Below are 21697 nucleotides of genomic sequence, written 5' to 3'. Positions count from 1 at the left end.
GTACGCCAGTGCGGCGCATGATTCATTTCAGCATTGCGAGATCCCGCCCATGATGCGTCAGTATGAGCTTGTCGAGCGCGTGCAGCGCTACAAGCCTGACGTCAACGAGGCGCTGCTCAACAAGGCCTATGTTTACGCCATGCAGAAGCATGGCCACCAGAAACGCGCCTCCGGCGACCCGTATTTCTCGCATCCGCTCGAAGTCGCCGCCATCCTCACCGAAATGCACATGGACGAGGCGACGATCGCCGTTGCCTTGCTGCACGACACGATAGAGGACACCACGGCGACCAGGGCCGAGATCGACGAATTGTTCGGCCCGGAAATGGGCAAGCTGGTCGAGGGCCTGACCAAGCTGAAGAAGCTCGACCTCGTCTCGAAGAAGGCCGAGCAGGCGGAGAACCTGCGCAAGCTGTTGCTGGCGATCTCGGAAGACGTGCGCGTGCTTCTGGTCAAGCTCGCCGACCGCCTGCACAATATGCGCACCCTCGACCATGTGCCGGAAGCCAAGCGCCTGCGCATTGCCGAAGAGACGATGGACATCTATGCGCCGCTGGCCGGCCGCATGGGCATGCAAGGCATGCGCGAGGAGCTGGAGGAGATTGCCTTCCGCTTCATCAATCCGGAAGCCTACCGCGCCGTCACCGCACGGCTGGCCGAAATCTTCGAGCGCAACAAGGGCGTGCTGTCGGAGATCGAGAAGGCGCTCTCCACGCTGTTCGACAAATATTCGATCAAGGCCGAGGTCAAGAGCCGGCAGAAGAAGCCGTGGTCGGTATTCCGCAAGATGGAGGCCAAGGCACTGTCGTTCGAGCAGCTGTCCGACATTTTCGGCTTCCGCGTCGTTGTCGAGACGGTCGAGGACTGTTACCGCGCGCTCGGCGCCATCCACACCACCTGGTCGATGGTGCCCGGCCGCTTCAAAGATTACATCTCGACGCCGAAGCAGAACGACTACCGCTCGATCCACACCACCATCGTCGGCCCGTCGCGCCAGCGCGTCGAATTGCAGATCCGCACCTATCAAATGAACAAGATCGCCGAATACGGCGTCGCGGCTCATTCGATCTATAAGGATACCGGTGGCAAGATGAATGGTGCCGCCCATGCGATCTCGAAGGAAACCAATGCCTATGCCTGGCTGCGGCGCACCATCGAGCAGCTTGCCGAAGGCGACAATCCCGAGGACTTCCTCGAAAACACCAAGCTGGAACTGTTTCAGGACCAGGTATTCTGCTTCACGCCGAAGGGCATGCTGATCGCGCTGCCGCGCGGCGCCACGCCGATCGACTTTGCCTATGCCGTCCACACCGACGTCGGCGACACTTGCGTCGGCGCCAAGGTCAATGGCCGCATCATGCCGCTTATGACGGAGCTGAAGAACGGCGACGAGGTCGAGATCATCCGCTCGAAGGCGCAGGTCCCGCCGGCGGCGTGGGAATCGGTGGTCGTTACCGGCAAGGCACGCTCGGCCATCCGCCGCGCCACCAAGAATGCCATTCGCAAGCAATATTCGGGTCTCGGTATCCGCATTCTGGAGCGCGCCTTCGAACGCTCTGGCAAGACCTTCACCAAGGAAAGCCTGAAGCCGGTGCTGCACCGGCTGGCGCGCAAGGACATCGAGGATGTACTGGCCGCGGTCGGCCGAGGCGAACTTGCCTCCACCGATGTCATGAAGGCGGTGTTTCCCGACTACAAGGACGAGCGTGTCACGCTGGTCGCGCCCAAGCAGCGCGAGGAGGGCTGGTCGAAGATCCGCAACGCCGCCGGCATGCTGTTCCAGATTCCGGGCCGCGCCGCACGCAAGGACAAGAACCAGCCGCGCGACGACGCGGTGCCGATCCGCGGTGTGCGCGGCGATCTGCCGGTGCGCTTCGCGCCGGAGGGGGCAGTGCCAGGCGATCGCATCGTCGGCATCGTGCAGCCGGGAACCGGTATCACCATCTATCCGATCCAGTCGCCGGCGCTGCAGGCCTTTGACGACCAGCCCGAGCGCTGGATCGACGTGCGCTGGGATATTGACGAGCGCACCAAGGAACGGTTCCCGGCGCGCGTCTCGGTCACCGCCATCAACGCGCCGGGTTCGCTGGCCGACATTGCACAGGTCGTCGCATCCAACGACGCCAATATCCACACTCTGTCGATGGTGCGCACCGCGCCCGATTTCACCGAAATGCTGATCGATCTTGAAGTGTGGGACCTCAAGCACTTGAACCGGCTGCTGTCGCAGCTAAAGGACAATTCGAGCGTCAGCGATGCAAGGCGCGTGAATGGGTGAATAGTGAATAGTGAATAGTGAATAGTGAATAGTGAATAGTGAATAGTGAATAGTGAAAGAGGGTGCTCTCACTACCCTACTACCCTACTACCCTACTACCATTCACCATTCACCATGGACATGGAGTGAACGATGAACACCGATGAAGTGCTGGGCATTTTCCGCGAGGCCGGCGCCGTTCTCGAAGGGCATTTCATCCTGACGTCGGGCCTGCGCAGCCCGGTCTTCCTACAGAAGGCGCGCGTTTTCATGCATGCCGACAAGACCGAGCGCTTGTGCAAGGCGCTCGCCGAAAAGATCCGCACTGGCGTGCCCGGCAGGATCGACTACGTCGTCGGCCCGGCGATCGGCGGGCTGATCCCGGCCTACGAGACCTCGCGCCATCTTGGTGCGCCGGCGATCTGGGTCGAGCGGGAAGGGGGCGAATTCAGGCTGCGCCGCTTCGAGATCGCCAAGGGATCGCGCGTCGTCATTGTCGAGGACATCGTCACCACCGGCCTGTCGATCCGCGAGACCATCGACTGTCTGCGCGCACTTGGCGCCGATGTCGTTGCCGCTGCGTGCATCATCGACCGCTCGGCCGGCAAGACCGATGTCGGCGTGCCGCTGATCGCGCTCGCCGAATATGAAGTTCCGGCCTATCCGGCCGACAGGCTGCCGCCCGAGCTCGCCGCCATACCGGCGATCAAGCCGGGCAGCCGCAATATCTAATGCATGTCGCCCAAAAGTGTGCGGCGGTTTTGGGACAACGACATGCATAAAAACAAGTCAAGAGGCGCTTCCGTGATTGCCGGCATCGATCATTTCGTGCTGACGGTTCGTTCGGTGGACGATACCTGCGCCTTCTATCAGCGCGTGCTTGGCTTCAAGCGCCTCGACGAGCCGGACCGACCAACGGCGCTGCTGTTTGGAACGCAGAAGATCAATGTGCACGAGGTCGGGCACACCTTCGAGCCGAAGGCCAAGGCGCCGACGCAGGGCTCCGGAGATTTCTGCTTGATTGCCGCCCGGCCGCTCGCCGAGATATGTGCCAACCTCGCCGCCAATGGTGTGGTGATAGAGGTCGGCCCGGTCGAGCGTGTCGGCGCTCGGGGCGCGATGATGTCGGTCTATTTCCGCGATCCGGACGGCAATCTCGTCGAGGTCAGCGAATATCGATCCTAAGTGACGCTCCTTAAATTCGCCGCGATCATGCCCTGTTCAGAACGGCGACACCCAGGGCCGGCGCGACCGGCCACCGAGCGGATGCCGTCGGCCTCGTTGTTCTTCGGCCAGCGCATCGCTATATCAAAGTCGTAGTTGCTTTTCGGCGACCGCAGAGCGCAGCATGGGGCTGTCGCGCCCGGCTGGAGAAGCCGGCGTGAAGCTATTGACGGAACTAGGAACAGGAACAGAGTGCTTTTTCGACGGCGCAAGCCTGATGGTTTTTTCGAGCGGGTGCGTACTTATTTGTGGCCGCGCCGCTCGTTCTCGCGCTCGCTGCGGTATTTTTCCAAGCGCATCCTGCGGCTTAGGGCCACGCCGCATGCCGTGGCCGCCGGTGTTGCGGCGGGCGTATTCGCGTCGTTTTTCCCGCTTGGCTTTCACTTCATCATTGCTGCCATCCTGTGCTGGCTGATCGCCGGCAATCTGGTCGCGGCAGCACTCGGCACGGTCTTCGGCAACCCCCTGACCTTTCCGCTGCTATGGGCCGCCTCCTGGGAGGTCGGCAAGCTGATCCTGCATGAACACCTGCCGGCGCATGGCCCGCCCGCGCATCTCGGCGACATGCTGCATAATCTTTCCTTTGCGCAATTGTGGGGACCGGTGCTGAAGCCGATGACGATCGGCGCAATACCGCTCGGCCTGGTTTTCGGCCTGCTGTTTTACGGCATCACCCGCTGGGGCATGGTCACTTTCCACGAGCAGCGCCGCAAGCGGCTGGCCGAAAGAGCGGCAAAGGCTGGAAAAACCGGGCCGGAAGTTCCTGCCGAATGATTATCGGTATCGGCAGCGACCTCATCGACATCAGACGCATCGAGAAGTCGCTGGAACGCCATGGCCAACGCTTCATCCAGCGCATCTACACCGAGATCGAACAGGCGCGCTCCGAAAACCGCGCGGCGCGTGCGGCCTCCTACGCCAAGCGTTTCGCTGCCAAGGAAGCCTGCGCCAAGGCACTGGGTACCGGTCTGGCGCAGGGTGTGTTCTGGCGCGACATGGGGGTCGTCAACCTGGCCAGCGGCAAGCCGACCATGGCGCTGACCAATGGGGCGGCAGCGCGGCTGGACGAAATTCTGCCTGAAGGGCACCGCGCGGTGATCCACCTCACCATCACCGATGATTTTCCGCTCGCTCAAGCCTTTGTGATCATTGAAGCGTTGCCGGTCGAAGAAGCGCCACATTGATTGCATCTGACCACCGGCATGACGTTGCCCAGCGCGCGCCGAGACTCTATACCATCCAACGCACAATCGAGGACGACATGAGCGTGGCTGAAAAAACCCAGAAGAAATCCGGCGGACTTGGCGAAACCGTCAGCGTCATAGTCCAGGCCCTGCTGCTTGCGCTGGTCATCCGCACGCTCCTGTTCCAGCCGTTCTCGATCCCGTCCGGGTCGATGCGGCCGACTTTGCTCGAAGGCGACTATCTCTTCGTCACCAAGTGGTCCTACGGCTTCTCCCGCTATTCACTGCCGTTCGGGCCGAACATCTTTTCGGGCCGCATCTGGGGCTCAGAGCCGAAGCGCGGCGACGTGGTGGTGTTCAAGTTTCCGCCGGATCCTTCTGTCGATTATATCAAGCGCGTCGTCGGCCTGCCGGGCGACAAGATCCAGGTCAAGGATGGCCAGCTCTTCATCAACGATGTGGGTGTGCCGCGCGTCAAGGTCGGGCAGATCGACAACCACGACATCACCGAGGAGAACGGGCCGGTCGATGTCTATCGCGAGACGCTGCCGAACGGCGTCAGCTACGACACGCTCGACCTGACGCAGGCTTCGATCGGCGACAATACCAAAGAGTTCAAGGTGCCGCCCGGTCACTATTTCATGATGGGCGACAATCGCGACAACTCGTCGGACAGCCGCTTCACCGTCGGCTTCGTGCCGGACGAGAATTTGGTCGGCCGCGCCAACCTCATTTTCTTCTCGATCGGCGGCAGCGCCAGCCCGCTCGAAATCTGGAAATGGCCGTCACTGATGCGCGCCTCGCGCCTGTTCCATTTCGTCAATTAGGGCCATGGCGGCGACGAAACGGCTGACCGCCGATGCGCTCGCCGAGGCGCTCAGGGAGCGCACCGGCCACAGTTTTGGCGACCATCAGCGCCTGCAGCGGGCGCTGACCCATGCCAGCGCTCGCGGCAGTCACGCCGGCATCGACTACGAACGTTTCGAATTCCTGGGCGATCGCGTTCTCGGCCTTGTCGTTGCCGATATGCTGCTGGCGGCATTTCCCGACGCAGCCGAGGGTGAGCTGTCGCTGAGATTGAACGCTCTGGTCAACGCTGAAGCCCTGGCGGAAATTGCCGAGGAGATCGGCCTGCCGGAACTTATTCGCGCCGGTTCGGACGTACGCGGCCTCGACGGGCGCAAGCGCGTCAATCTGCGCGCCGATGCATTGGAATCGCTGATCGCCGTGCTCTATCTCGACGGAGGGTTGGAAGCGGCCCGTGCCTTCATCCACAAATACTGGCAGCCGCGCTCGCAAGCCATTGACGCCGCCCGTCGCGATGCGAAAACCGAACTCCAGGAATGGGCGCATCAGGCGGCAGGCGCAGTGCCGGTTTACATAATCGACAGCCGCGAGGGACCGGACCACGATCCGCTGTTCACCGTTAGTGTCAAGGTCGGCGCCTATCCGCCGGCGACCGGCAACGGGCGCTCCAAGCGCGAGGCGGAGCAGGCTGCAGCCGCGGCACTTCTGCAGCGGGAAGGCGTCTGGCTCAATCAAGGGAGTGCCGCATGACCGCCACCGAAGCTCCGGCAACAGAAGCTCCCGCTACCCGCTCCGGCTTCGTCGCGCTGATCGGCGCGCCCAATGCGGGGAAATCGACGCTGGTCAACCAATTGGTCGGCGCCAAGGTGTCGATCGTGACGCACAAAGTGCAGACCACGCGCGCTATCGTGCGCGGCATTGCCACCCACAACAACGCGCAGATCGTCTTCGTCGACACGCCGGGCATATTCAAGCCGAAGCGCCGGCTGGACACCGCGATGGTGACCACAGCGTGGGGCGGTGCCAAGGACGCCGATATCGTGCTTCTCTTGATCGATGCCGAGCGCGGCATCCGGGGCGATGCCGACGCCATCCTCGAGCGGCTGAAGGATGTCCGGCAGCCGATGGTGTTGATCCTCAACAAGGTCGATCGGGTCAAGCACGAGACGTTGCTGGCATTGTCGGCGGCAGCCAACGAAAGGGTGCCGTTCAAGCGCACCTTCATGGTTTCGGCGCTGACCGGGTCCGGCTGCAAGGACCTGCTCGACTATCTCGCCGAGACCTTGCCGGCCGGCCCCTGGTACTATCCGGAGGACCAGATCTCCGACCTGCCGATGCGCCAGCTCGCGGCCGAGATCACCCGCGAAAAGCTCTATCTCAGGCTGCATCAGGAACTGCCTTATTCCTCCCACATCGAGACCGAGAAATGGGAAGAGAAGAAGGACGGCTCGGTGCGCATCGACCAGACAATCTATGTCGAGCGTGACAGCCAGAAGAAGATCGTGCTCGGCCATAAGGGCGAGACGATCCGCGCCATCGGCCAGGCCGCGCGCATGGAAATCGCAGGCATACTCGAGCAGAAGGTGCACCTCTTCCTGTTCGTCAAGGTGCGCGAGAACTGGGGCGACGATCCCGAGCGCTACCGTGAAATGGGGCTCGAATTTCCGCACTGAGCCTGTTTGGGCGATCCGCAGAGCGGCCTGTTGGCCGCCTCAGGATTCTGAGCGGTCGCCGGGCTGCCCGCTTGGTCGACTTTGCATTTTGAACAACGGCCGAGTCATTCCGGGAGGCCATGCGTCGACCACGTCGTCGACCCGTTCCTCATTGGTACCGGCGCGACGGGAAATTCTGAGCGGTTTCTGAGAAATTTCCGATACTTCATGCAAAACAGGCCAGCTGACCGGCTGGAACTCCTGCCGATACTGCGATCGAGCATGGTTACCGTTTGTCGTCTCTCCGTCATACACCCTGCCTATAGGCTGTGCGAAAGACCCGCTTCCGAGCAAACCGGAACCGGCAGGCAAACAGCCAGATCAGGACATGACCGGGACTTGGAATCGCATCGACCCCATCCGTCAGATCGAGTTTGCAAACGCCGTCGCTGTTGAGATCGAGCGCGTGCTGGCGCGGCAAGGCAAGGTGACGAACAGCGATGCGGTCGTTGCAGCGGGCAGGGTCGCCGGCGCCGTTGCCGCCGCCGTCGCTTTGCTTGCGCCGACCGACATCAGTGCGATCGACACCATGCAGGAAAGATTACCCGGCATGGCGTCGCGTTTCGTGCGGATATTGGCAGCCGAAGCTGCGGAACGCCGTGCCCGGACGCATCTGTCGACGGCGCACGAAGGCCAAGGGGCAGACATCCAACGCCTGGCCGGAACGGGCGACCTCGACTCGATGCGGGTCGAGGACTGGGCCGGTCGGGTCGCCGGGTCGACGTTCCTGCAGCAAAATCTCGGCATATCGCGCTCGACCCTGCATCGCTGGCAGCGGAGCGGCACGGTCGTTGCGTTGCGCACCGGTGGCCGCAAACATGTATTTCCCCTAGCCCAGTTCATCGACGGCAGGCCGGCGCCGGGTATCAAGGAAGTGTTATCCGCGATGCCCGATCCACGGCATGCCTGGTCGTGGCTGATCGGCCCCGCGCCCGGCCTCGCCGGACGTACTCCCATTGAAATGCTCAAACGGGATCTGGTGGCGGAAGTCGTTCTTGCCGCACAGAACGCAGCGATGGCGAAGTCGCCTTGATCTCGCTGCCAACGTTAGAAGTCTATCCAAAAAAGAACACGTAAAAGGAATGTATGTCGGATTCGTATCGGCTTGCCGGCTAATGCCATAAGTATATTTTTGTACAATTGTGACAGGGTCTCGTTTATGACGGGGCAAATGTGAAGCAAATATGAAGTGATATTTGTGCAACATGGATTTATTCTGTTATACAAACATTGATTATTTTTGTAATCGTCATTGAGACTGGAATGCGGATGAGTATGTTCGCCGCCTGAGGAGGGGGTGCGGTGCGCGCCTTTTTCGACGTGGGTGAGGCGTTCAGCCGTTCAACCCATGAAACCAAAGCCATTTTTAACTTTGACTGGAGAGGTCAGAAAATGAATATCAAGAGCCTTCTTCTCGGCTCAGCCGCGGCATTCGTCGCGGTCTCCGGTGCGCGCGCCGCCGACGCTGTTGTGGTCGCCGAGCCGGAACCCGCCGAATACGTCAAGATCTGCGACGTCTACGGCGCCGGCTACTTCTACATTCCCGGCACCGAGACCTGCCTGCGCATCGGCGGCTATGTCCGCTATGACGCCAGCTTCGGCGACGCCGGCCGCGTTTTCGATGGCGCGACGACACATGACCTTATGGACGGTGACGAGCAGCAGACCTGGAACAAGAATGCCCGCTTCAATTTGAAGACGTGGACCGGCCAGGAAACCGAGCTAGGCACGTTGAAGACCTATACCGAGACCCGTTTCAACTTCGGCAACACCAAACACACCGTGAGCGGTGTTGATTTCAGCGTGCAGGACAACAAGGCGGTTACCCTGAACTTCGCCTGGATCCAGCTTGGAGGTTTCCGCGTCGGTAAGGATGAGACTGTCTATGATTCGTTCATCGGTTACGCCGGCAGCGTCGTCCAGGACACTATCATTCCTTACGGCACCAAGGACACCAACCTGATCAGTTACTATTTCGACGGCGGTAATGGCTTTACGGCAGTCGCCTCGGTCGAAACGGGCTCCGGCGCTGACCAGTCGATCGACAGCTACGTTCCGTTTGTCGTCGGCGGCGTGAAATACAAGGGCGACTGGGGTGCGATCGCCGCGGTCGGCGCCTATAACAGCACGTCGGAAGAATGGGCCGGCAAAGTTCGCCTCGACGTCAAGCCGATTACTGACCTGACCCTGTTCGTGATGGCGGGCTACGGCAGCGACGACAACGTCGCGAAGAACTTCTACAAGCCGTGGACTGGCAACTTTGCCGTCTGGGGCGGCGGCAGCTATGCCGTCAACAAGAAGACCTCTTTGAACGCCCAGGTCTCCTATACCGACGACCAAGACTTCGCCGTTGCGGCCAACGTCGCCTACACCCTCGTTCCTGGTTACACGATCACCGCCGAAGTCGATTATTACGACAATTTCGATGCCGACGATGCCGACGCAATCGGCGGCATCTTCCGCTTCCAGCGCTCGTTCTGATCAAACGACGATCTCGCAAAAAACGGCCCGTAGCGTATCGCTACGGGCCGTTTTGGTTTGGCGGCGGATAGTCGCTCATCTTGATTTCGCCATCCAACCGGTGACAAGCTCTCGTCATGGAATGGCACGACGAGGGAATCATTCTCGGCACCCGCAAGCATGGCGAAACCAGCGCCATTCTCGAGGTGATGACGTGCGCGCATGGCCGCCATCTCGGTCTCGTGCGCGGCGGCCGTTCGCGCAAGCAGCAGCCGGTCTTGCAGCCGGGCAATCGCGTCGACCTGTTGTGGCGGGCGCGGCTCGACGAGCATCTCGGCACCTTCCAGGTCGAGGCTATCGAGATGAACGCCGCCCGGCTGATGGACAGCGCCGTTGCCGTCTACGGCCTGCAGACGATGGCCGCGCATTTGCGTCTTCTGCCTGAGCGTGACGCCCATGGCGGCCTTTACGAGACGCTTGCGGTGATGATCGCTCATCTCGACGATGCCGATGCCGCCGGCGAGCTGGTGGCCCGCTTCGAGCTGCTGGTACTCGACGAACTCGGTTTCGGCCTCGATCTCAGCCAGTGTGCGGCGACCGGCACCAGGCAGGACCTTGCCTATGTCTCGCCGAAATCCGGCCGCGCCGTGTCGCGCGCGGCGGGCGCGCCGTGGCGCGACAAGATGCTGGCGCTGCCTGCCTTCCTGCAGCGCGGCTCCGGGCTGCGCGCCGATCCGGCGGCGATCGAGGACGCCTTCCGGCTGACCGGCTTCTTTTTGACCCGCCATGTCTACGAACCGCGCGGCATCGAGCCTCCCGGCGCCCGCGCCGGGTTTCTCGCCGCCTTGCGCAGGCATCATTCACCCGGCCGTGAATCCGGCAAGGCAAGCGCCGGGGAAGCCGCCACCGGGGAAACCACCAGATGAGCGAAGTTGAACCTGATCCCGAAAACGTTTCGCCGCTCGGCCTTGGCACCATTTCGCAGGTGGGCGAGGCCTATGCGACGGCCGAGTTCAAAGTGAATTTGACGCGGCCGATCACGCCAAGGACGGGCGAGGTGGTGTGCGACGGCAAAGTGGTGCACAAGGGCCGCACGCTGACGGTTTCGGAAGCGGCGCTGAAGGACGCCAACGGCAAGCTCCTGGCTTTCGGCACCGAAACATGCTCGATCTTTCCGGCCAATCTGGCGGCACGTTGAATGGACCGGCCGTTTGGCCGCCGCATTTGAATGTCACTGAACATTGAATGTCAGTGACAACTGGCCTGGTTTGGGGGAACCGCCATGTTTGAAAGCCTGATTGGCCTCGTCGCCATCATCGTGCTGTTCGTCATCATTTCACGCCAGCAGAGCCGCATCGGCCTGATCGAGCGCGAGCTTGGCGCCTTGCGCAGCCTTGTGCTTTCGGGCACGCCTGCGCTGCCGCCGCAAGCCAAGGAACCGGCTGCAAACGACAGCAAACCGGCGGATGCCGCAATCCCGCTTGCGGCCGCAGCCGACATGGCCGTATCGCCACGGACCGCAGCGGTCGTGTCAGCTACAGAGGCCGATGCCGATACAACAACGGCGCCGTCCGCGCCGGAGTCGGCGCAACCGGCGGCAGCGGCGAAGGCAGCTCGCCAGTCCGACGTCGAAACGGCGCTCGGTACCCGCTGGGCGGTCTGGGTCGGCGGCATCGCGCTGGCGCTGGGTGGCTTGTTTCTGATCCGCTACACCATCGAGGCCGGCATTTTCGGGCCACGCGTGCGGCTTGTCATGGCGGCGGCACTCGGGCTGGTGCTGGTCGCCGGCGGCGAGTTCATCCGGCGCACCGGCTTCAGGGTGCCGGTGCAAGGTGCCGCCGGTGCCTATATCCCGGCGATCCTGACGGCGGCCGGCGCTTTCATCCTGTTCGGTACCGTCTACGCCGCGTACAGCGTTTACGGCTTCATCGGCCCGACGCTCGCTTTCACGCTGCTCGGCGCCATCGGGGTGGCGACGATCGCGGCAAGCCTGGTCCACGGTCAGGCGCTGGCCGGCGTCGGTCTGCTCGGTGCCATGGTGACGCCGCTGCTGGTCGCCTCGCAGGCGCCCAATCCGTGGGCGCTGTTCGGCTATCTGGCGATCGTGCTCGCCGCCACCTGCGTCATTGCCCGCATCCGCGACTGGAGGCTTTTGATGGCCGCAGCCTTCGTCGCCACGGGCATCTGGACCATCTTCTACATGACCGACGCGCCGGGGGCGAACCTTGCCGTCATCCTCTTTATCGACGGGGTGACACTGGCCGTGCTCGCCTTCGTCTGGCTTGGCCGCCGCGACGAAGCGGTCGCCGGCAGCGGCTTCGACTGGCCGTCGATCGCGCCGGGCTTCTTTGTCGGCCTTTCGGCGCTGGCCCTGTTTGTCGATCCGGCCTTCGCCGCCATCCGCGGTGCATTGCCGGGGGCCGCCCTTGTCGCAGCCCTGGTGGCGGTGGCGCTCTACCGGCCGCGGGCGCTTGCACTGCTGCACGCCGCCGGGCTGGCGACGGTACTGGTCTATCTCGGCATCATTCCGCCGACCACGATCGCTTCTGATTTTTCGGGTGGCGCTCTTGGCGTCGACGGCATGCCGGTTGTGGCGTCCGATGCCTTGATGCTCAGGGTCGGCATCGCGCTCGGCCTGGTCTTCATCGGCGCCGGCTTTTGGGCGGCGCGCCGTTTTGCGGCCGCTGGCTGGCTGCGCGCCGCCGCATGGGCGGCCTGGAGCGCTGTCGCGCCACTGGTCATCCTGCTGGCGCTCTGGTCTGCCTTCGGCAATCTCGACCGTGACCTTGCTTATGCGGCGGTCGCAGCCGTTTTGGTCGGCGTCTTCGTCGCCGGCGGCGAATGGATAGCGCGCGGCGAAGCGCCGCCGCTGACCGGCGGCGCTGCCGTCTCCTTCGCGCTCGGCGGGGCGGCGATTGCCGGCCTGCTGATGCTGCACATGGCCTTTGGTTCCGGCTGGACAACCATCCTGCTCGGAGCAGCCGCCGTCGTGCCGGCGCTGGCGACGCGCTGGCGCAGCTATCCGGTGCTTGGCTGGATTTCCGTTGGCGCGGTGATTGCAGTGCTCGGCCGCGCTGCCTTCGACCCGACCATCGTCGGTGCCGAGTTCCTGTCGAAGACGCCGGTGTTCAACTGGCTGCTGCTTGGATATGGCGTGCCGGCGCTCGCTTTCGGTTTTGCTGCCTGGCAGCTTGCCCGAACCACCAACGGCCGACCGCGCCTCGCAATGGAGGCCGGCGCCGCGCTGTTCGCCCTGCTCACCGTCGCCATGCTGGTGCGCCATGCCATGCATGGCGGCGTCATCGATACCGCTGCTGCGACGCTTGCCGAACAGGCGATCTACACGCTGATCGCGATCGGTGGCGGTGCCATCCTGGTCGCCATCGACATGCGCTCGCCAAGCTCGGTGCTGCGCTACGGCTCGATTGCAGCGGGCGTGGTCTCGGTCGCGTTCATCGTCCTCCAGCATTTTCTGGCGCTGAACCCGTTGCTGACGGATGAATCGACCGGCAGCATTCCGGTGTTCAACCTTCTGTTGCTCGCCTACCTCTTGCCGGCGGTTGCGGCAGGCGCACTGGCGCTCTATACCCGCGACAAGCGGCCGAAATGGTATGCGGCCATGCTGGCGGTTATGGCGGCGGTGCTCGCCTTCGCCTATGCGACGCTGTCGGTCAGGAGGCTGTTCAAGGGTGAGTTCATCGGCCTGTGGAGCGGCCTCGGCCAGCTCGAGACCTATACCTATTCGGCACTGTGGCTGGTCATCGGCGTGGTGCTGCTCACCGCCGGTGTCTGGCTGAAGTCGCAGGTGCTGCGCATAGCGTCGGCGGCGCTGATCTCGGTCGCCGTGCTCAAGGTCTTCGTCTTCGACATGTCCGAACTGGAAGGTGTGTTACGGGCGCTGTCCTTCATCGGCCTCGGCGCGGTGCTCATCGGCATCGGCTTGTTTTATCAGCGGCTGCTGACAAGGGCGAGGGAGGCCTAAGGGATCAGGGGAGATCGCTGGAGTCACGGCCTTCCTCAATTTTCCAAGGATGCAGAAAAGGCGCTGTCGCCGAAGCTGCCAATCTCCCCACTTGTGGGGGAGATGCCCGGCAGGGCAGAGGGGGGCGCGAAGGAACGCGGCCTCAAAGGCGAACAGGGCGAAGCGAATTCGCATTTTTTGCCGGTCGCAACGTATTTTGTTCTTGCTTTGTGCCGGCAGCTATGCTACTAATTTAGTTATGGTGCCAATTGGCTCCAACGACCCGCCCGCCGAGGCGGGTTTTTTGTGTGTGCCGAGCATGATCGACCGGCTCGGAGGTGCAAGTCCTCTACCCAGCCTGATGGCGGCGAAGGGTTATCGAAGCACAAGGGCGTCGTCGTGAGTCGGGGTCTGAAGGAAGTGTGGAGCAAAACCGCGACCCGATGGACAAGAACCGGATATGAGGCCTACCCGGCCGGACGAGCGGGCAACTGACCGCGAAGTCCAAGGTCATCAAGGGCCGGGGTGGTAAATCTGGCGGGTGTGCGGGGAAGGCGGTCGATCTTACCTCGGGAGATCTGTGCCGTGTCCGGGATTCCGGACTGGGCCCGCCGTGAGGCGCGCCGATCGCGGTGCAGAAGTCAGCAGAGGGCATAATAGTCGCCGGGCTTGCCGCGGAGGCGAAGGCTCGAACGGTTTGGAAGGACGAGTAGGACGGAGTTCTCGCATTGGCCATGCGGCGGAAAATCCAGCTGGAGCTGGCCTTCCCTGAAGCCTGAAGTGGGAGCGGGTGAAGCCCGCACCGTCTCGGGGCAGGGACCGAAGCCAGTGCGGCGAACGCCGTTTCCGAAAGCCCGGCGGCCATGGCTCCTGCCAAAGCCACATAACCAGCCGAACCGCCCTGTACGGACCCGTATGCTGGGTAGTGTGGGAGGGGAGGAACCGCAAGGTTCACCCATCCCGATTCTGGCTCCTTTCGATCAAACGTTGCGTGATCTGCCGATGGCAATGTCGGCGGGACAGCGCCCTGGACAGTGCCCCCCTCTGTCCTGCCGGACATCTCCCCCACTTGGGGGGAGATCGCTGTTATTACTGCCTTCGCCAATTTTCCAGGGATGCAGAAAAGGCGCTGTCGCCGAAACCGCCAATCTCCCCCCTTGCGGCGGCAGGCCAGAGGGTGTGCGAAGGAACTCGACGGCTCGATTCTGGATCGCTGCGCCTTCCGGCACGTGCCAAGGCGGGATATCGGGTCTTTGTCGCGTCGCTCGCGATGGGAGGGATTCTGTTTGCCTCTCAATCCTGCCGGGAATAAACCTGCCGCTGGCAGCGTTATTCAGATGCTTGGGTGACCGGGGCGGCGGACCGCTTCGCGCTGGCCGCTTGCGCCGCGCCGCGAAGGCGCGTTCAATCACCACGGACAGGGCTCCAGAACCAGCGGTCATGGACGAAAAGAAGGCAGCAATCCTTGGTGAAATACCGCGTCTGCGCCGCTATGCACGCTCGCTGTTGCGCGACCGCGATTCCGCCGACGATCTCGTCCAGGATTGTCTCGAGCGGGCACTTGTGCGGCTCGACAATTGGCAGACAGGAGAAAGCCCCAGGAGATGGCTGTTTACGATCATGCATCATTTATTCATCGACCAGATGCGCAAGGTGAACCGGCGCGGCGAGGCAGCGATGCTGCCGCTCGAGGCGAGCGAGGCGCAGGCAGCACCCGCCGAGCAGGTCGAGAGCATCGCCTCGCGCGAGATCGTCGAGGCTCTGCAGGCGATCAGCCCAGACCGGCGGGCGGCACTTGTGACGGTCGCCATCGAAGGGTTTTCCTATGCCGAAGCCGCCAACATCCTTGGAGTCCCCGCCGGCACCTTGATGTCGCGAATCGCGCGCGGGCGTGAGGAACTGCGCGCGCTGCTGGATGATACCGCGCGCCGCCGCTCCATAAGGATCGTCGAGAAATGAGCCGGCGCGATTTCTCCGAACGCGACATCCACATGGCCCTCGATGGCGAGTTGCCGGGCGACGAGCGGACGGCCTATGAGGCATGGCTCGAGGCCAATGCCGAGATGAAGGCCAAGAGCGCACGCTACGCCGCCGACCGGGCAGCATTGCGCGCAGCCTTTAACGGCGTGCTGGACGAACCCGTCCCGGTGCGGCTGAGCAAGGTGGTGCTTGGCGAGGCGCCAGCGGTCAGAGCGTCGCCGTCGCGCTCGCGTTGGTGGCTTGCGGCCGCCGCTGCCGCCATCCTGGTGATTGGCGGCGCTGGCGGCTACCTTGTCGGCATCGGCCGCCTCGGCCTGGAAAACACGGCCGAAGACCAACTTGCCGAAGAGGCGATTGCCGCCCACGTCATCTATGCCGCTGAAAAGCGGCATGCTGTGGAAGTGCCGGCAAGCGACAAGGATCATTTGCAGAGCTGGCTGTCTAACCAGGTGGGTTTGAAGCTGGTCGCGCCGGATCTGGCGGCGCAGGGATTCCAACTGGTCGGTGGCCGGCTGCTGCCTGCCGGCCAGGGCAAGGCCGCGATGCTGCTTTACGAGGATGACAAGGGCGAGCGCATTTCGCTCTTCGTAATCGCCGAATCGGCGGCCAAGGCCAAGGGCACCTATGGGGAGGAAGATGGTCCTGAGGCCGTCTACTGGCTGGACAAGGGTTATGGCTGCGCCGTCGTCGGATCGCTGCCGCGCGAGCAGCTGGCCGCAGTGGCCAAGAGCGCCTATGGCCAGCTTCTGGCGGGCTTGAAAAGCTGAGCAGGATCTCGTTTTTCCGGAGCCGCGCCGATGCCGAAACACGAAGGTCGTTTCAAAGCCTTTGCGCGACCTGCCTGCCTTGAAAACTGTCACAATTCGGCCCTAATCGAGGTGCGATAGCGCTTGCTGAATGCTGGCACTTCGGCTGGTGTGACCGATGTTTAGACTAGGGCAGTTTCCACAACCCAATCGAGGTTTTCTGAGCCCGCATGCCTGCCGAGATTCGCAAGGCCCGCGCGTCCGACGTCGATGACCTCGCCGCCATCGAAAAAGCTGTTTTCTCGAGCGACCGCATTTCTCGCCGCTCTTTTCGCCAACTGATCGAACGCGACACCGCCGAACTGCTGGTTGGCGAGAACGATGGCCACGTCGCCGGCTATGCGGTCGTGCTGTTTCGCAAGGGCAGCGGCGTCGCACGACTCTATTCGATCGCCGTCGGTCCATTTTTCGGCGGCCGCGGCGTTGGCCGCCTGCTGCTGGAACAGGCTGAAGCCGCCGCTTTCGAGCATGGCCGCATGATGCTTCGTTTGGAAGTCCGCGAGGACAACCCGCGCGCCATCCAGATCTACGAGCAGAGCGGCTACCGCAAGATCGGTCGTGAACCGGACTACTACGAGGATGGCGCCACGGCGCTGCGCTATGAAAAGACCTTGCGCGGCGACATTCCGGTCGCCACCGAAGTGCCGTTTTATCAGCAGACTTGCGAATTCACCTGCGGACCATGCTGCCTGATGATGGCGATGGCTAACTTCGACCCCGGATTCGTGCCGGATCCGGTGATGGAAATCAGGCTGTGGCGTGAGGCGACGACCGTTTTCATGATGTCGGGGCCGGGCGGCTGCGAACCGTTCGGGCTGGCCGTCGCCGGTTATGAGAGCGGTCTTGCTGCTGAGATCTATGTCTCCTTCTACGGCGCGCTGTTCCTGCAGTCGGTGCGCAGCGAGGACAAGCGCCGGGTGATGGAGCTGGCGCAGGTCGACTTTCGCCGCCGCGCGGAACTTTACGGCATCCCGGTGAATTACCGTTCATTCGGGCTTGACGACATTCGCACCGCGATCGCAGAGGGAAAACTGGTGCTGGTCCTGATCAGCGGCTTCCTGATGTTCGGCAAGAAGGTTCCGCACTGGGTATTGGCCATCGGTGACGACGGCGATCATATCCTGATCCACGACCCCTGGGTCGAGGACGAGCGGCAGGAGACGATCCTCGATGCTGCCAACATTCCCGTGCCTTACGGCATCTTCATGAACATGGCGCAATTCGGCCGCGACGGATTGCGCGCCGCCATCACTCTCGGAAAGCGCGACAGCCAATGACCTGGGTCATCCTTACCGGCCGGCAGAACGATCTCGACCAGGTGGCGACGCCGCACAAGATCATCACCAATCGCGACTACCTTGCCCATCCGGCACTGTTTCGCGGTCAGCGGCCGAAGGTCATCAACCTGTCGAACAATTATGGCTACCAGAGCCGCGGCTATTACGCGTCGCTGCTTGCCGGTTCGCGCGGCCATAAGGTCATCCCGACGGTCGAAACGATGATCGACCTGTCAGAACGCAAGCTCTACGAGCACGCGTTGCCGGAACTCGAACTCGCACTCAACAAGTGCCGCAAGGATCTGGGCGGCGCTTTCCCGCAGAAGGTCTGCATCTTCTTCGGCATCGGACCATCCAGGATCTGGGACCGCTTCGCAAAACTTCTGTTCGACTGGTTCCGTGCCCCGGCGCTCGAGCTCCACATCAGGGACAGCGCCGAATGGGCCTCGATCCGCAAGATTGGCTTCCATCCCCTGGCCAGGATGACCGAGGACGAGGAAACGCACTTTCTCCAGTGCCTGGAGACCTACACCAACCGCGAGTGGCGCGACACCAAGGGCCGCACTCCGGCGCGCTACACTTTCGCAACGCTGGTCGATCCGCATGAGGAACTGCCGCCGTCGGAGATTTCGTCGCTGCGCCACTGGGCCAAGATCGCTGAAAAGATGGGCGTCGAAATCGAGCCGATCACCAAGCGGGATCTGGCCAAGCTCGCCAACTACGATGCGCTGTTCATCCGCGAGACCACTTCGATCTCCAACCACACCTACCGCTTTGCCCGCCGCGCCCAGCAGGAAGGCATGCCGGTCATCGACGATCCGCTGTCGATGATCCGCTGCACCAACAAGGTCTATCTCAACGAGCTGATGACCTACAACAAGGTACCGGTGCCGCCGACGGTGATGATAGCCGGCCCTTCGGATCTGGAACTTGCGGCGCAGACGCTGGGCTTCCCGCTGGTGCTGAAGATCCCGGACTCCTCGTTTTCGCGCGGCGTCAAGAAATGCGGCACCTTCGAAGAGTTGAAGACGCTCGCAACCGAATGGCTGGAGGATTCCGACCTCCTGATCGCGCAAAAATTCATTCCGACGGAATATGACTGGCGCGTCGGTGTCCTCGGCGGCCAGCCCTTGTTCGCCGTCCATTATCTGATGGCCAAGAAACATTGGCAGATCGTCAATCATAAGGCCAACGGCAAGCCCGACCAGGGCGGCATCAAGACCTTCACCCTGAAGGAAGCACCGGCCCATGTCGTCGAGACGGCGGTGAGCGCGGCGCGCTGCATTGGCGACGGCCTCTACGGCGTCGACCTCAAGGAAACCAGGGACGGCGTCTTCGTCATCGAGGTCAACGACAACCCCAACCTCGACCACGGCTGGGAGGACTCCGGCGAAAAAGACGAGGTCTGGGTGCGGCTGACGCAGTGGTTCCTGGAGCGGCTGGACCGGCCGGGGCGATAATATCCGAACTGAGGGGAAAAAGATGCTGTTCTTCGTAACCGAAGATTTTCGCGGCTGCGACCGCAAGGAGATCTACCGCCGTTTCCGCGACCAGGGCCGCCTGAAGCCGGACGCGCTTCTCGTGCACCACAGCTGGATCGCAGCGGATATGAGCCGCTGCTTCCTGCTGGTGGAGGCCGATGACGTCACGCTCCTGCAGCGGTGGGTCATCGAATGGGCGGATCTGGTCGAATTCGAGATCGTTCCCGTGGCGACGAACAAGGATATGGTGGAGGCATTGAGCGGACATCTCTGACCCGTTGGGAACCTCCTGGTTCGCCACACCTGAATGCCGCCTTCTCCTATCAAGGAATTAACACGCGGATCGAGCGTCATCTCAAGGAGATCTGAGCCGGTTGCCCGCGCTTCCGCGAGACTGTCGCACTTAGCCGGACTGCCGGATCGTCGCGCTCGACTTCAGCAGCCGATTAATGTCCGACGCCTTTGACGGCACCCCGATCAAATAGCCCTGGGCCTCGACACAACCCTCCTTTTGGAGGAATTCAAGCTGCGCGTCGGTCTCGACCCCTTCGGCGGTGACGGTGATGCCCAGCTGTGCGCCAAGCCCGATGATGGTGCGCACGATCGCCGCGGTATCGCGACTGTCGATGTCACGGGTGAAAGAGCGATCGATCTTGATCTTGTCGACGGGAAAGCGCCTGAGGTAGCCCAGCGACGAATAGCCGGTGCCGAAATCGTCCAGCGCGATGCGGACGCCCAGATCGCGTAGCTGCCTGAGTGTCTTGAGCACCAGATCGCTCTCGTCCATCAGCACGGTTTCGGTGATTTCCAGTTCAAGCCGGTTGGCCGGCACGCCCGAGAACGCCAGGGCCGAGATAACGCTGCGGGCAAAGGTACCGCTTTTGATCTGCACGGCGGAGACATTGACTGCGATGCGCCAAGCCGCCCAGCCTGCCGCGGTCGTGCAGGCTTTTCGCAGCGCCCATTCTCCAAGCGGCACGATCAGCCCGGTCTCCTCGGCGGCCGGAATGAAGTCGTCCGGCCGTACCAGGCCGCGCACCGGCGAACGCCAGCGCATCAAGGCTTCGGCACCGACGATTTCGCCGGAGGCGATGTTCATGATCGGCTGGAAATCCAGCTCGAATTCCCGGCGCGACAGCGCTGCCCTGAGATCGATTTCGAGCGCCCGGCGTGCCCGCACCATCGCGTCCATGGCTGGTTCGAAGAAGCGGTACAGGTTGCGCCCTTCGCTCTTTGCCCGATAGAGCGCCATATCGGCATTTTTCAGCAAAGTGTCGGCGTCCTTGCCGTCATTCGGAAACAGCGCGATGCCGAGACTGATGCCGACACGCATGTCGTGTCTTTTGTCGCGAAACGGCTTTCCGATGATCTCGACGATGCGTTTGGCCAGCTTTTCCGCGTCGCCCGGGCTTTTGAGATTGAACTGGATGATGACGAATTCGTCGCCGCCGAAGCGGGAGACAACGTCCGTTTCATTGCGCAGGCACCGTTGCAGCCGTTCGGCCACGCATTTCAGCAGCCAGTCGCCGGAAGGATGGCCCCAAGTGTCGTTGACCGCCTTGAAGTGATCGAGGTCGAGCGAGAATATCGCCAGCGATCCGTCTCTCGTGTCGCTCAGGGCTTGGTCGAGCCGTTCGCGAAGCATCGAGCGATTGGGCAGGTTGGTCAGTGTGTCGTGGTGCGCAAGATGGGTCATGCGCTCTTCCACACGCCTGCGCTCGGTGACGTCGTCGAACGTCGCGACCCAGCCGCCGCCGCTCATCGGCCGCCGCGCAACCAGCAGCGTTCTGCCGTCAGCGAGATGGCGATGCGTTACGTGTGTTTTCCCCGCCCGCAGGCAGGCTTCGATTTGCGAGATTTCGCTGTCGGGGTCGAGCTTTGTATAAATGCCCAGTTCCAGCAGCCGCTTGAACGCATCATGATGACTCATGCCAAGCGGGAAGTCGGCCGGCCTGACATGATAAAGTTCCAGGAAACGTTCGTTGCGCACGATCAGCTTGCCATCCGCATCGTACATCAAAAGGCCTTGCGACATGTTGGCAAGTGCCGCGTCGAAACGGCGGTGCTGCTCCTTCAACTCCTGCTCGGCGCGCCGTTGGTCGGTGATGTCCTCGTAGATCGATACCCAACCGCCTGACGCCAGCGGCCGGTGCGAAATGTTGACGATACGCCCGTCTGCAAGCGTTTCCTCATAGGTGGAAGGTTTTGCCTGGTCGATATAGGGCTTGCGGATGGCATAGAGTTGCTCAGCGCTTTGCGAGGCGATGCCGATATCCACGCTGTGCTGGAGGATGTCGAAAAACCGGATGCCGGGCCGCACCACTTCGGCGTCGAGGCGAAAGATGCTGATGTAGTTCCTGTTGCAGATGATCATCCGTTCATCGGCATCGAACATGCACAGGCCATGCGACATGTTCTCGACCGCTGCCGAAAAACGCTCGTTCTGTTCGCGTAGCTCGTCTTCAATAGGTTGCGGCTGACCAACGCCTTTGGCCCTCCGTCGGCGGACGGACGAACCAGCCTTGATACCGGCGACGGGCATGAGGCA

19 protein-coding genes are annotated in these 21697 nt (G+C 62.4%); 18 read left to right on the top strand and 1 reads right to left on the bottom strand.

Going from position 1 to position 21697, the window contains the following annotated elements:
* Positions 1 to 49 precede the first annotated feature (49 nt).
* The 18 genes from NKH16_RS16520 to NKH16_RS16435 all read left to right on the top strand — a co-directional run bounded on the left by NKH16_RS16520 (position 50) and on the right by NKH16_RS16435 (position 19423).
* On the top strand, positions 50 to 2278 hold the full coding sequence (locus NKH16_RS16520; protein ID WP_023677772.1) for a RelA/SpoT family protein: 2229 nt from the start codon (positions 50 to 52) through the stop codon (positions 2276 to 2278).
* Between the two features lie 132 nt (positions 2279 to 2410).
* Positions 2411 to 2989: an orotate phosphoribosyltransferase gene (gene pyrE / locus NKH16_RS16515; protein ID WP_352771599.1), complete on the top strand. Its 579-nt coding sequence runs from the start codon at positions 2411 to 2413 to the stop codon at positions 2987 to 2989.
* A gap of 42 nt (positions 2990 to 3031) precedes the next feature.
* The gene (locus NKH16_RS16510; protein ID WP_352900452.1) at positions 3032 to 3442 is read left to right on the top strand and encodes a VOC family protein; all 411 of its coding nucleotides are present in this window, start codon (positions 3032 to 3034) and stop codon (positions 3440 to 3442) included.
* Positions 3443 to 3673: 231 nt separating this feature from the next.
* Positions 3674 to 4255: a DUF2062 domain-containing protein gene (locus tag NKH16_RS16505; protein WP_023677769.1), complete on the top strand. Its 582-nt coding sequence runs from the start codon at positions 3674 to 3676 to the stop codon at positions 4253 to 4255.
* Positions 4252 to 4665, top strand: a complete 414-nt coding sequence (gene acpS / locus NKH16_RS16500) for a holo-ACP synthase (RefSeq protein WP_023719885.1) — start codon at positions 4252 to 4254, stop codon at positions 4663 to 4665. The genes NKH16_RS16505 and acpS overlap by 4 nt, the downstream gene beginning before the upstream one ends.
* 77 nt (positions 4666 to 4742) lie before the next feature.
* Positions 4743 to 5492, top strand: a complete 750-nt coding sequence (gene lepB / locus NKH16_RS16495; RefSeq protein ID WP_352449002.1) for a signal peptidase I — start codon at positions 4743 to 4745, stop codon at positions 5490 to 5492.
* Between the two features lie 4 nt (positions 5493 to 5496).
* Positions 5497 to 6222, top strand: a complete 726-nt coding sequence (gene rnc / locus NKH16_RS16490) for a ribonuclease III (protein ID WP_352449001.1) — start codon at positions 5497 to 5499, stop codon at positions 6220 to 6222.
* On the top strand, positions 6219 to 7145 hold the full coding sequence (gene era / locus NKH16_RS16485; RefSeq protein WP_023677765.1) for a GTPase Era: 927 nt from the start codon (positions 6219 to 6221) through the stop codon (positions 7143 to 7145). Before rnc ends, era begins: the two co-directional genes overlap by 4 nt.
* Before the next feature lie 367 nt (positions 7146 to 7512).
* Positions 7513 to 8217: an antitoxin Xre/MbcA/ParS-like domain-containing protein gene (locus NKH16_RS16480; protein ID WP_352745038.1), complete on the top strand. Its 705-nt coding sequence runs from the start codon at positions 7513 to 7515 to the stop codon at positions 8215 to 8217.
* A 359-nt stretch (positions 8218 to 8576) separates the two neighbouring features.
* Positions 8577 to 9665 carry a porin gene (locus NKH16_RS16475; RefSeq protein ID WP_352745035.1) on the top strand — a complete coding sequence of 363 codons (1089 nt, stop codon included), beginning with the start codon at positions 8577 to 8579 and terminating at the stop codon, positions 9663 to 9665.
* 116 nt (positions 9666 to 9781) lie between these two features.
* Positions 9782 to 10570, top strand: a complete 789-nt coding sequence (gene recO / locus NKH16_RS16470) for a DNA repair protein RecO (RefSeq protein WP_352900446.1) — start codon at positions 9782 to 9784, stop codon at positions 10568 to 10570.
* Positions 10567 to 10842: a PaaI family thioesterase gene (locus NKH16_RS16465; protein ID WP_352448998.1), complete on the top strand. Its 276-nt coding sequence runs from the start codon at positions 10567 to 10569 to the stop codon at positions 10840 to 10842. The genes recO and NKH16_RS16465 overlap by 4 nt, the downstream gene beginning before the upstream one ends.
* 84 nt (positions 10843 to 10926) lie before the next feature.
* Complete coding sequence (locus NKH16_RS16460; RefSeq protein ID WP_352900443.1) at positions 10927 to 13626, top strand: DUF2339 domain-containing protein; 2700 nt, start codon at positions 10927 to 10929, stop codon at positions 13624 to 13626.
* A gap of 1419 nt (positions 13627 to 15045) precedes the next feature.
* Entirely contained in the window at positions 15046 to 15564 is a 519-nt protein-coding gene (locus NKH16_RS16455; RefSeq protein WP_352900440.1) for a sigma-70 family RNA polymerase sigma factor, read from the top strand.
* Positions 15561 to 16352: an anti-sigma factor family protein gene (locus NKH16_RS16450; RefSeq protein ID WP_352900437.1), complete on the top strand. Its 792-nt coding sequence runs from the start codon at positions 15561 to 15563 to the stop codon at positions 16350 to 16352. The genes NKH16_RS16455 and NKH16_RS16450 overlap by 4 nt, the downstream gene beginning before the upstream one ends.
* 209 nt (positions 16353 to 16561) lie before the next feature.
* Positions 16562 to 17668, top strand: coding sequence for a peptidase C39 family protein (locus tag NKH16_RS16445; protein WP_352471055.1), 1107 nt, complete (start codon positions 16562 to 16564; stop codon positions 17666 to 17668).
* Positions 17665 to 19128, top strand: coding sequence for a RimK family ATP-grasp domain-containing protein (locus tag NKH16_RS16440; protein WP_352900433.1), 1464 nt, complete (start codon positions 17665 to 17667; stop codon positions 19126 to 19128). The genes NKH16_RS16445 and NKH16_RS16440 overlap by 4 nt, the downstream gene beginning before the upstream one ends.
* A gap of 22 nt (positions 19129 to 19150) precedes the next feature.
* Positions 19151 to 19423 carry a DUF3303 domain-containing protein gene (locus NKH16_RS16435; protein WP_023719871.1) on the top strand — a complete coding sequence of 91 codons (273 nt, stop codon included), beginning with the start codon at positions 19151 to 19153 and terminating at the stop codon, positions 19421 to 19423.
* A gap of 129 nt (positions 19424 to 19552) precedes the next feature.
* Here the strand turns inward: NKH16_RS16435 and NKH16_RS16430 are convergent, their stop codons facing one another.
* Complete coding sequence (locus tag NKH16_RS16430; RefSeq protein ID WP_352900430.1) at positions 19553 to 21691, bottom strand: putative bifunctional diguanylate cyclase/phosphodiesterase; 2139 nt, start codon at positions 21689 to 21691, stop codon at positions 19553 to 19555.
* Positions 21692 to 21697 lie beyond the last annotated feature (6 nt).

The sequence above is a fragment of the Mesorhizobium sp. M1307 genome, assembly GCF_040318155.1.
In the GTDB taxonomy this organism is placed as follows: domain Bacteria; phylum Pseudomonadota; class Alphaproteobacteria; order Rhizobiales; family Rhizobiaceae; genus Mesorhizobium.
The sequence above is the reverse complement of the archived record's forward strand: the minus strand, read 5'-3'. Positions and strand labels throughout refer to the sequence as shown.